11 protein-coding genes and 1 pseudogene are annotated in these 10,881 nt (G+C 41.5%); 7 read left to right on the top strand and 5 right to left on the bottom strand.

What is annotated here, in order from left to right; all coding sequences use genetic code 11:
- Positions 1 to 125: 125 nt before the first annotated feature.
- The 4 genes and pseudogenes from IM462_RS14815 to IM462_RS14800 form a co-directional block, all read left to right on the top strand.
- Positions 126 to 263 (top strand): annotated as a pseudogene (locus tag IM462_RS14815) (peptide deformylase); the annotation flags it as partial.
- 375 nt (positions 264 to 638) lie between these two features.
- Complete coding sequence (locus IM462_RS14810) at positions 639 to 1,100, top strand: DUF2996 domain-containing protein (RefSeq protein WP_287702773.1); 462 nt, start codon at positions 639 to 641, stop codon at positions 1,098 to 1,100.
- A gap of 79 nt (positions 1,101 to 1,179) precedes the next feature.
- Positions 1,180 to 1,557: a DUF3110 domain-containing protein gene (locus IM462_RS14805; protein WP_079209497.1), complete on the top strand. Its 378-nt coding sequence runs from the start codon at positions 1,180 to 1,182 to the stop codon at positions 1,555 to 1,557.
- Positions 1,558 to 1,748: 191 nt separating this feature from the next.
- Positions 1,749 to 2,168: a YraN family protein gene (locus tag IM462_RS14800; protein ID WP_287702776.1), complete on the top strand. Its 420-nt coding sequence runs from the start codon at positions 1,749 to 1,751 to the stop codon at positions 2,166 to 2,168.
- A 456-nt stretch (positions 2,169 to 2,624) separates the two neighbouring features.
- On the opposite strand, the gene IM462_RS14795 is transcribed toward IM462_RS14800, so the two are convergent.
- Complete coding sequence (locus IM462_RS14795) at positions 2,625 to 3,425, bottom strand: tetratricopeptide repeat protein (protein ID WP_287702778.1); 801 nt, start codon at positions 3,423 to 3,425, stop codon at positions 2,625 to 2,627.
- Between the two features lie 274 nt (positions 3,426 to 3,699).
- Between IM462_RS14795 and patR the strand changes: the two genes are divergently transcribed.
- Positions 3,700 to 4,572 carry a heterocyst master regulator PatR gene (patR, locus tag IM462_RS14790; protein WP_287702780.1) on the top strand — a complete coding sequence of 291 codons (873 nt, stop codon included), beginning with the start codon at positions 3,700 to 3,702 and terminating at the stop codon, positions 4,570 to 4,572.
- Positions 4,573 to 4,640: 68 nt separating this feature from the next.
- Here patR and IM462_RS14785 read toward each other — a convergent pair whose 3' ends face one another.
- Complete coding sequence (locus tag IM462_RS14785) at positions 4,641 to 5,114, bottom strand: hypothetical protein (RefSeq protein ID WP_287702782.1); 474 nt, start codon at positions 5,112 to 5,114, stop codon at positions 4,641 to 4,643.
- A 39-nt stretch (positions 5,115 to 5,153) separates the two neighbouring features.
- Between IM462_RS14785 and IM462_RS14780 the strand changes: the two genes are divergently transcribed.
- Positions 5,154 to 6,077, top strand: coding sequence for a lysylphosphatidylglycerol synthase domain-containing protein (locus IM462_RS14780; RefSeq protein WP_287702784.1), 924 nt, complete (start codon positions 5,154 to 5,156; stop codon positions 6,075 to 6,077).
- Between the two features lie 64 nt (positions 6,078 to 6,141).
- Here the strand turns inward: IM462_RS14780 and IM462_RS14775 are convergent, their stop codons facing one another.
- Positions 6,142 to 6,378 (bottom strand): hypothetical protein, encoded by a 237-nt coding sequence (locus IM462_RS14775; protein ID WP_287702786.1) that lies wholly within the window; start codon positions 6,376 to 6,378, stop codon positions 6,142 to 6,144.
- 117 nt (positions 6,379 to 6,495) lie between these two features.
- A complete protein-coding gene (locus IM462_RS14770) occupies positions 6,496 to 6,852 on the bottom strand; it encodes a hypothetical protein (protein WP_287702788.1) in 357 nt (118 codons plus the stop codon).
- A 114-nt stretch (positions 6,853 to 6,966) separates the two neighbouring features.
- On the opposite strand from IM462_RS14770, the gene IM462_RS14765 reads away from it, so the two are divergent.
- The gene (locus tag IM462_RS14765; protein ID WP_287702790.1) at positions 6,967 to 10,293 is read left to right on the top strand and encodes an AAA-like domain-containing protein; all 3,327 of its coding nucleotides are present in this window, start codon (positions 6,967 to 6,969) and stop codon (positions 10,291 to 10,293) included.
- Between the two features lie 308 nt (positions 10,294 to 10,601).
- Here the strand turns inward: IM462_RS14765 and IM462_RS14760 are convergent.
- The coding region (locus IM462_RS14760) for a M15 family metallopeptidase (RefSeq protein WP_287715331.1) at positions 10,602 to 10,881 on the bottom strand (280 nt) is incomplete at its 5' end.

The following is a 10,881-nucleotide window of genomic DNA, read 5'->3' as shown; positions in this document are numbered from 1 at the left end:
GGGTTTGTGCATCTCGATATGAGAAATGGTAAAGGCTGGCGCTCCGGTGGTCAAAAAGGGCCACGATGGAATTATTAGGGTCGTTGTCAGTTCCAAACAATCGATCGCGATTCTAGCGATCGATTTTTTCTAGGGGTATCTTTCAACACGAATACGATCATCTGGAAGGAATCCTCTTTCTCGATCGCCTTGCTTCTTCGGCGGATTTATACTCGGAGGAAGAATACCAAAAAATCAGTAATATTGCTGAATATAAGCGTTAACGAAGGCAGGGGGCCGGCTTCGGCCGTGAGACTTCGGAAGTTCGGCGAGACTTCGGCGTGAGCTGTCCATTAGTCACATCTTTCTTAACATTTCAAACCTTTGTAGCACAGGGCTTTCAAGACTCAGTTAACAATTGGTAATATTCCTTATTACTTGTTAAAATTGCAGGGGAGCGGGGAGCAGGGACCAGGGAGCAGGGAGAATTAGTTTGAGCATTTGTACTAAAATTTCCAATACCCAGTTTAAATTCAATACAGCTTAGGCGGGGGGATCTGATAGTTTTTAGCACCCAACTACTTAGCTAAAAAAACTGATAACTGATAACCCGGGAGAAAATATAATTGTAGCTACCTACCCATTCCTGATTAATTCCTATGGCAGAAGAAACCACCACCCCCGCAACTCCGGCAGCAGAAGCAGCAAAACCGGCTCAACCTGCGGCTGCTAAAAAACCCAAGGAGCCTACCGTCGAGGAAAAACCCTTTGCTGAATTTATCGAGCAGCATTTTCAGCCCGCATTGGCTGCCGCCTTGCAAAAGCTGGGTATAACTGATATAAAGCTGTCCTTTAAACAGGATAAAATTTCCGTGCAGGGCTTTTCTAGCTCTCCCTGTTGGCAGTTAAGCGGCAATTGGCTCGGGGGAATGCGTCAATTTAGCATTTATTTTTTGGAAGAAAACATCAACGGTAAAAAAGCTTTTTCCCAAGCTGAGGGCGGGGGTCAATCTAGTACACTTGAATCATTTATGATCGATGAAAGGAAAGTTAGTCTCGATTTACTGTTGTTTTACACCCTGCAACGGCTTAACGGTCAAAAGTGGTTGACGAGAAACTAAAATTGCTGAGGATTAGCGATCGAGAAGGGGGGTAAAATGAGTATAGACGACCACCGCTTATCGATCGCTAATAGTAATTATGCGTGTATTTGTACTACTTTTTAACGCAGGCACAGAAAACGAAGGTATCCACACCATTCAAATGGGAGCTATCAATAAGGTGTTGATGTTTGAATCGGAAGATGATGCCACCCGTTATGCGCTGTTGTTAGAGGCGCAGGATTTTCCGACTCCCACGGTAGAGAAAATTGATTCGGAGGAAGTGGCAGAATTTTGTCGCGGCGCTGGCTATCAAGCGGAGATGATTGAAGCGGGTATGTTAGTAATTCCCCCCGAAAGCAATGCCGAGGAGTTGGATTGGCAAAAAGAGGAAGTACCCCCCGCCGAGGAGGAGTTTTCCGAGATTCCTGATGCGGAGTTAGACAGCATCCGTCGTCGTCTAGAAGGACTTTTGTAATAGACCTCTGGTAAAGAAAATTGTCCTGCTTGGTTCGGAGACAGGAGACAGGAGCCAGTAGTCAGGAGTTCGGAGTCAGAAGACAGGATAATAAATCAATGTTGTTCCCTGTACCCTGTACCCTGTACCCTGTACCCTGTTCACTGATAACTGATAACTGATTACTGATTACTGATTACTGATTACTGAAGATGACAACTGTGGGGGAATTGGGCGAAAATTTGGTGGCGGATTGGTTGCAATTACAGCAATGGCATATCCTCCAGCGTCGTTGGCGTAGTGGTGGCGGTGAAATCGATTTAATCGTTTTGTCTGAGTCTCAGGCGATTCTCGCTTTTGTCGAGGTGAAAACCCGCAGTGCTGATAATTGGGATTTAGGGGGCAAATTAGCAATCAATTACCGTAAACAGGGGAGAATTTACGAATCTGCTCAGATATTTCTCTCCTTTTATCCCCAATGGTTCGATTTAACCTGTCGCTTCGATGTGGCTTTGGTTAGTTGTCAAAAAAGTTCTCTATTAGCTTTACCTGAGTTTTCCCTTGATTATCCCTGTCAGCTACAGGCAGGTTATCAATTGCAGTTACAGGAATATCTCGTGGCGGTTTTCTAAAAACACAATAAGCCCGCCTAGGGAGGCGGGCTTCATCTTGTACAAACGATATGGACTCCTAAAAAATTAACGGACTCAACATAATAGAGGTTTACGGAACCCACAACAGTCTATCTGTCAACCATCAAGATTTCTCAGTTTACCGACTCAGGTGCTGATTACGGCTCACTCCATCTGTCCTATATCGAGCAACAGAGGCGAAACCATACTTTACTTTACAAACTTTGAGAATCTGCGTCCGATTTAGCTGTTGCGTTGAGCTAGAGCAGGTGGCACAGGCTCTAGGTCTTTTTGCCTGAAAGGAAGTTGAGTCGCTTCCCTTGTGCCTTATGTTTTTAATATAACACCCTTGTCGGGACTCGATCGAGCTTGTGATTAAAGTTTACATTTATTGATTTTTAGTAAAAATTGCCGTTACAAAACTATAGGGTGTGGGGTGTGGGGTGTGGGGTGTGATTACTGCTCACCGATTAGGGACTGAATCTCCTCTCTGTAGGCAAAAGGAGCGCGACTGAGAGCCTCTTGAAAGAGGGGTTGAGCCTCTTGATTTTTGCCCTGTTCTTTTAGTACAATCGCTGTCGCTAAAATCGGTCGGAAATCGTTAACATCCATCTGTTGAGCTTGTTTATAGGCGTTTAAAGCTTCCGGATAATTTTGCTGCTCGAAATAGATTTTGCCTAAAAGTAACTGAACGGAAACGATATCGATTAAACTGGCAGGATTATTGGGATCGGAACCGGCTTTTAAAGCGCGATCACTCGTGTCTTTGACTAGACTAATCGCCTCGGTATGGCGATTTTGGCTGAGAAATAAATTAGTTAATCCAGTTAAGGCCCGTAGATTTTGGGGTTGGAAGGCCAAAAGACTGCGATAACTGGCTGTGGCTCCCGCATAATCCTCTATTTGCTGTTTTGCTTCTGCTAAAAGTAGTAGATAATCGGATTGTTGGGGGTTAAGTTGCGCTAATTTTTCTAAAGGTTCGATCGCTTGCTTTAAATCGCCCTGCTGTAAGCGAGTATCTAATAATCCCCGCAAAGCCGTCTGATTATCGGGTTCACGCTCTAAAACCATCTGATAACCCAGTGCTTGACTGGCTAATTCCTCTTGTTTCACTGCGGACAGATTACTCTGTCCCGAGGAGTGCTGACTCTGGAGAATAGAAGTCAATAGCGGCATGATTGAGAAGGACAGCAAGGCAAATAACATCAGCACGAGACCGATGGACAGCCAACGACGGTGAGAGAGAGAAGCTTTCATAGACTGGGGTGCGAGGGGACAGACAAGAAAATGTTATGGAAATCTAGAGATTTGATTAGGGGATCAATCAAATTGGCCGCTCTTTATTGAGTACAATGGGCAAACGGTCAAGACTCAAAAGGGTTTTGACTAGGTTGACAGTCAAAAGATCATGGTTCTTAATATATTAGATGCCAGTAGAGTCGCCCTAGAGGGTTATTGTAACCCCCCAGATCGCGCTTTTGACTTGCTTGATTACTAATTTACTATGTGTCTCCGCCGCTAGGAGTGTGATATGAATCGTCCTGGGAATCGGTTTACCGAATCACCGAAAACCCCCCCGACTCCTGAAGTGGAAATTCAGGAAGTCCCCGTTGAATCCCCCCATACCGAGGCTGATTTAGCCGTAGAGTCAGCCACCCCCGAAGAAGTCAAACGCCAACAACCGATCCCCCCTCCCAGTCATCTGCGGCAGTATCGGGCGATCGGTCTCGTCTATGGCCATTATCAGCGATCGGAGGAACAATTAACTAAAGGCAATATTTTAACTGCCGATGGTACTCTGATCGATTCTGTGATTCTCGGCCGGGTGATCAGTTTGGTTAAAAATCATCTCGATCTGGAAAAACCCCATCTTTGGGTGGTTTATCCCCGCACCCGTCAGGAAAATGATGCCCTTCATGTTCAGATTGTCGGTGTTTGGGAACCAGAAACCCTGAAAAAAGAGGATGATCCAGAAATAGAGCCACTCCTCGCTTCTACCCCGGGTTATTTCTCGATTCGAGGTGAAGTCATCTTTACTGAACGGGAAAATCAAGCGGTAGTGGTCAAAATCCGACAAATGCCCAAAACTGAAGCGGAGAAACCCAAGTTTTTTAAACTAAAATTGCGCGGCACTTTACCAGGTAAACCGATCAGTCGTTTTTGGGATTTTCAGGTACAACTGAAAGGAGATGCCTTAACTATTTTGGAAGGTTTAGACCTCGGTTTTGCCAGTAAGAAAAAACCCATGGGTAAGGGAGGTTTTAAAAAGCCTTTTGATAAAAATCGTCATCCCTCGGCCGATAGATATTCTCGACCGGAAGGGGAAGGAGAAAAGCGACCTTTTACCCCAGGACAATCCCCTATCCCTCGGCCTTCCCGACCCAAACCCCTATCGGAAAACTAATTTTTTTCTAGGATGGGTGCAGAACCCATCCCTAGGTTTACAGGTTTTTTTCAGGAGTTACTTTATCCTTAGTATCTGGGAATATAAGCGCGAATTCTATAACTATAATCAGTTCCTAAAATCTCGGTGATAAAAACCGCTAACTGAGTGCCTAAAATCGCTTCATCGGCAGAATTAAAAGATTTATAATCTTCTATTAACCATTCTTGACCACCATTAACTAAGGTACATCTAAAGGTGCCAAGAGATTCGGCGATTTCTGTATATTCTGTATAGTTTCTCGTTCTTACTTCCCCCGTACTATCTGCCCTCAAACACAATTGATTAAGTTCTGCATAAAATTTGTCAGGAATTTTGTTTAAATCACCCCCTTTAGTTGCCCAACGCATAAAAAGATGGAAAGACCAAGGAAGATTGAGATAAACTAGATAACATAAAACCAGAGTAATTGTTAAATATAAGGAAGAAGTCAGGAATTTATCATATTTCCTTTTTCGGGATCGATTTAGACGTTTGGCTAAATCTAGCTTTGATTTTCTCATGAATTTTAATTAGTTAAAAGTAATTCGTAAAAAGTTAAGATGTATAAAAGAATTCTGCGTTTTGCTCCGATTATCCTGTCCTTGAGTTTGTTTATTCTAGCGGTCTGGGCAATTAGTCAAGAATTTAAACACTACACTTTTGCACAACTCTTGGCTAGTTTGGATCATATTACCACAAGTCGTAAGCTAGAAGCTATTTTTTGGATGGCTTTGGGTTATTTGTCGATGACGGGTTATGATCGCCTAGGTTTTTATTATATCAATCATCCCTTAGTTTTAGGCACTATTATCCGCACTGCTTTTATCAGTTATGCCCTTGGTAATACCATTGGTTTAACCTTATTTTCTGGAACTGCGATCCGTTATCGTTTCTATACTCCTGCGGGGGTGGGGGTGGTGGATATTGCCAAAGTTATCACTTTTACCCATTTAAGCTTTTGGTTAGGAATGTTAGGCATTGGTGGTATAAGTTTCCTCCTCGATCCCCAACGGATTCCTCAACTTTTAAAATTACCTTTTTTAACTACTAAACCTTTAGGAGTAATTTTTTTATTCTTGGTTACGGGATATTTTTTCTTGAATCTCACTTATAAAAAACCCATAAAAATCGGCAAAGAAAATATCTATTTCCCCTCTTGGAATCTTTCCCTGGCTTTGATTTTGTTGACTTTTATTGATTGGATATTAGCCGCTAGAGTTCTATATCTTCTTCTCCCGGACAACTATAATACTTCGTTTTTAGGATTTTTCGGTCTCTACGTATTTGCCATGACGGCAGGGGTATTAAGCAATGTGCCGGGGGGAATAGGTGTTTTTGAGTTTATCATGCTGAGATTACGACCGGAATATGTATCTAATGGCGAGCTTTTAGGTTCTTTAATCGCCTATCGAGCTATTTATTATTTCCTGCCTTTAATTGTCGCTTTTGTCTGGTTATTGGGTTACGAAGCTCGCAGAAAATAGGGGCTGCAAATTAGCTTAAACGGACAAAAAAGTCCCCATGCTGTCATAGCTGGGGAGCATCAATCTAGTAGGCTAAAGTTTCTAAAGTTTCCCGTAGATAGGAACAAATGCGAGCATCAGCATCGTCTCTATTTTTACCTGATTCTAGTTGTTCTTGCTGCCAACGCCGAAACCCGGAACTAGCGGCGATGGCTTGTTTTAAATGCTCCCAAATGTGATGATCTTTGTGAAGTGGGGTGTCAGAAAATGTGATAGAGTTGCCCATCTTTACCTCTGGTGGTAGGGTTGCACCTTTTAACATAACTTAAAAATCGCTGAAAATTCTGATAACTGGGACACAATTAGGCAAAAAAAGGTGTTGCCTAGGGGGAAATCTGCGGGGATGCCAACACCTTTTTTGAGGAAATCTAGCGGATTTTTAGGAGATTTTGCTGGTTTCTACCGCTTCTTCCGCCTCCACTGCCGCGTTTAAAGCTGTGGGGGGAATGGGGATAGGAAATACCGACGGCAGCTTAGCGGTGGTATCTTCAGGAGGCTGCCCGTGGTGAAAACGACGGTAGCTTAAAACACCAGCTACGGTGATTGCTCCTGTAGCGGCGGCAACCCCTAAAATAAGTTTGTTAGCATCGACAGGGAGGGTGTTATTGCTGCCAAAAATGCTTTTACCTTTAGCGAAAGGACAAGCGGAGGCGCTGCCAGCATCAAGAGTACCTAAAACAATGCCACTGACGAGGGTAGCACTAACGGCGATGGAGGTGAAAAAAGTTTTCTTCATAATTGCCTTGGGGATAGGTTGTCAATAGCGATTATCCTTGCATTATAGATATCTAAATCACAATTGTCTATTTTATTTCCGTTGGTGACATTGAAATAATTTTGTTTAAGAATAATGAATTATCAATATCGTGTCGGGGGTAGTCTTGCCTATAACCATCCTACCTATATCGAGAGAAATGCCGATCGAGAACTGTTAACGGCGTTGAAAAATGGTCAATTTTGCTACGTTTTTAACTGTCGTCAGATGGGCAAATCCAGTTTAAGGGTACGAGTGACCCATATTTTACAGCAATTGGGCATGGATTGCGCGTCCGTAGATATAACCAGTATTGGTAGCAATGATAATTTATCCCAATGGTATAACGGCGTGATCACCCGTTTGTTTTTAGGATTTAATCTGACGGGAAAAATTAATCTTAAATCCTGGTTGCGCGAGCGAGAGGATTTACCCCCCGTGCAGCGTTTGGGACAATTTATCGAGGAAATTTTATTAGTTTATTGTCAGGGAGAGAAAATATATATTTTTATCGACGAGATCGATAAAATTCTCAGTTTACAGTTTTCTCTAGATGACTTTTTTTCCCTGATTCGTTATTGTTATAACCAAAGAGCGGAAAATGCCCAGTATGAAAGAATTACTTTTGCTTTATTCGGTGTTGCTACCCCAGCAGATTTAATTCGCGAAAAGACCCAAACATCTTTTAATATCGGCCAGGCGATCGAATTAACGGGATTTAATCTGGCAGAAATTGCTCCTTTAGCCGCAGGATTATCCAGTCAAAGTAATTATCAACCCGACTGCTTAGAAAAAGTTATTTTTTGGACGGGAGGACAGCCATTTTTAACTCAGAAAATCTGTCAGCTATTGCGGGAAACTAATTTAGATATTGAGACGCTGATCAAAGAGAGAATTATTAATAATTGGGAATCTCAAGATGAGCCAGTTCATTTGCGAACTATTGCCGATCGCTTGTTAAGAAATCAAGACAAAGCGGGTCGTTTGTTAGGTATCTATCAACAAATTTTAGAAAAAGGTGCAATCCTGTGCGATGATAGTCCAGAACAAGGGGAATTAAGGTTATCGGGATTAGTGGTAAAAAAGGATAATAAGTTAGTAGTTTATAATCCTATTTATCGAGAAATATTTAATCTCAATTGGGTGGAAAAACAATTAGAGCAATTGCGTCCCTACTCAGAAGCGATCGCCGCCTGGCAACAGTCTAATTATACCGATGAATCGCGGCTTTTACGCGGAAAAGCTTTAAATAATGCCCTCGATTGGTCTCAGGGGAAAAGCTTAAGTAATATTGATTATCAGTTTTTAACTGCTAGTCAAAATCTCGATAAAAGAGAGGCAGAAATTAGCCTAGAAACTCAGAAGCAAGCTAATAAAATTCTAGCAATCGCTCACAAAAAAGCCACCAAAAGAATTCAAATTGGCTCGGTAATTTTAATTGCTTCTCTCCTGGGTTCTTTCTTCGCTTTTATTCAGGTAAAACAAGCATGGCAACAAGTAGAAACCGCTCAACTAGGTATTCAATTACAGCGCAAGGGTGATAGTGATTGGCAGCAATTTCAATTTGAACAACTAGAATCTTTAATTGCGGCTATGCAAGCAGTAAATAGTTTAAAAAACATCGTTACTGATGACCAAACCTTGAGTAAATATCCTGCTACAAGTCCAATTATTACTCTGCAGCAAATTTTAGATCGCATTCAAGAAAAAAACCAACTGCAAGGACACCGGGGAACTATTTATAGTGTTAGTATTAGTCCTAATCGTCAAAAAATCGCCACTGCTTCTCAAGATGGGACGGTAAAAATTTGGAATCAAAAAGGTGAGAATATTCAAACTTTGACAGGTCATCAGGGAGCAGTTTATAGTGTTAGTTTTAGTCCCGATGGTCAAAAAATTGCCACCGCTTCCGAAGATAAAACCGCCAAAATTTGGAACTTGCAAGGACAAAACTTAGTCACCTATCCTGACCATCAAGAATCTGTTTATAGTGTTAGTTTTAGTCCCGATGGTCAAAAAATTGTGACTACTTCCAGGGATAAAACCGCTAGATTATGGAATTTATCAGGTGAAACTTTACAGGTATTTAAGGGACATAAAAGATCGATAGATGCAGCTAGTTTTAGTCCCGATGGTCAAAAAATTGCCACCGCTTCCCGGGATGGTACGATTAAAATCTGGGATTTATCAGGTAAAATTATCTTGAGTTTAGGTCAAGAAAATATTGAGGCTTTTTATAGTGTTAATTTTAGTCCCGACGGTCAAAAAATTGCCGGAGCAGCGGCCGATAAAACTGCTAAAATCTGGGATTTAGAGGGAAATTTAATAGCTACTTTCCGGGGACATCAAGATTTTGTCAACAGTGTTAATTTTAGTCCTGATGGCCAGTTTATAATTACTGCATCTAGTGACGGTAGTGCTAAAATTTGGGGACTGCAAGGGGAAGAAATAACTACTCTTAGAGGACATCAAGAATCAGTTTTTACTGCTGTATTTAGTCAAGATGGAAAAGAGGTGGTAACTGGGTCGAGTGATGAAACGGCTAAAATTTGGCAGCTGAACAATTTAAATCAAGCTAGGGTCGATAATACCAGTGTTAGCATTAATTCCCAGGGCAATATTATCGCTATTGCTAACAAAGATGGTCAAATTACTTTACTCGATTCCCAGGGAAAAAAAATTAGAGAATTTACCACAAAAATGCGTTCAATCTATAGTATAGCTTTTCATCCCGATAGTAATCAGATAGCGATTACAGGAAGAAGTGGAAAAGTACAAATCTGGAGCAAAAAAGGAACAATGCTTCAAGAATTTACTGCTAGTCAAGTACCGATTTATAGTCTTGCTTTTAATGGAGAAGGAACAGCAATCATCACGGGAACAAGCGAGGGAAAAATTCAATACTGGCACTTAAGTAATCATCGTCCTCAATTAATTAATTCTTGGACAGCCGATGATAGTATTATCTATAATTTGGTGTTTTCTACCGATGACCAAAAAATTGCTACCGCTACTCGGGGAAAGATTAAAATTTGGGATTTACAGGGCAATATTTTAAAGGAGATTAAAACCGATTCTTTTCCCGTTTATGGAGTTAGTTTTAGTCCCGATGGTGAAAAAATCGCTGCTATTTCAAGGGATGGTACAGCTAGACGCTGGGACAGGGACGGAAATTTGCGCTCGGAGTTTAAAATAGAAGAAGATATCGTCTATGGGATCACTTTTAGTCCTGATGGTCAAGAGATTGTGATTATTTCTAGGGATGGTCAAAAGCATCGCTGGCCCTTAGAAACAGAATATAATTATTTACAAAAATTGCTCGATCGAGGTTGTTTTTGGTTAGAAGATTATCTCAGGACTCGTCCCGAAAAACGAGAAGCACTATCCCCCTGTACTGGGAAAATAAAACCATTCACATTTTAAACTTGGTTTGACTGGGTGGGGGCAAAGGTTAAATTAATTAGTTAATTTCTTGATCTCTTCGGTTTGTCTTATGCAACGGACAGGGTTATAAGGGATGAAACCCTTATAGAAACAGACATTACTGCGATTTTTATCAATTGTTTGCGATCTGGAGCGAACTAATCAATTAAATCTCTTGCCAGATCAGGATTTAGTCGATTTATGTCTCCATATAGAATCATACCAAGTAACGAAGAACCCAACATTTTTGATTTTAACGCTAGAATTTTATCTAATGACCTTTTGTCAACGAGAGAGTCTAGGTATAATCATTGTCTTTGTGTCTTTGCTACTCTAAAAATTTCTTGAGCTGTTGCTGAACCGACAAAACGCCAGTGCCAAGGTTCATAACTAACACCTTGAAAATTGTTTTTCGGAAATGATAGTTCAAAGCCATATTGAGCAGCCTGAACTTCTAGCCAGCGATAGGCTTCAGTAGAGTCGAATGTCAATTTGAGGACAGTATTAGGACTTTTACCGTCACCAACATCGAGAGCATAGCCTGTATGATGTTCGCTGAAACCTGGAGGCGCACTCAGTTTAGAGGCT

This window comes from Microcystis sp. M144S2, assembly GCF_020246065.1.
In the GTDB taxonomy this organism is placed as follows: Bacteria; Cyanobacteriota; Cyanobacteriia; order Cyanobacteriales; family Microcystaceae; genus Microcystis; species Microcystis ichthyoblabe_A.
This window is presented reverse-complemented; position numbering and strand designations above follow the sequence as displayed.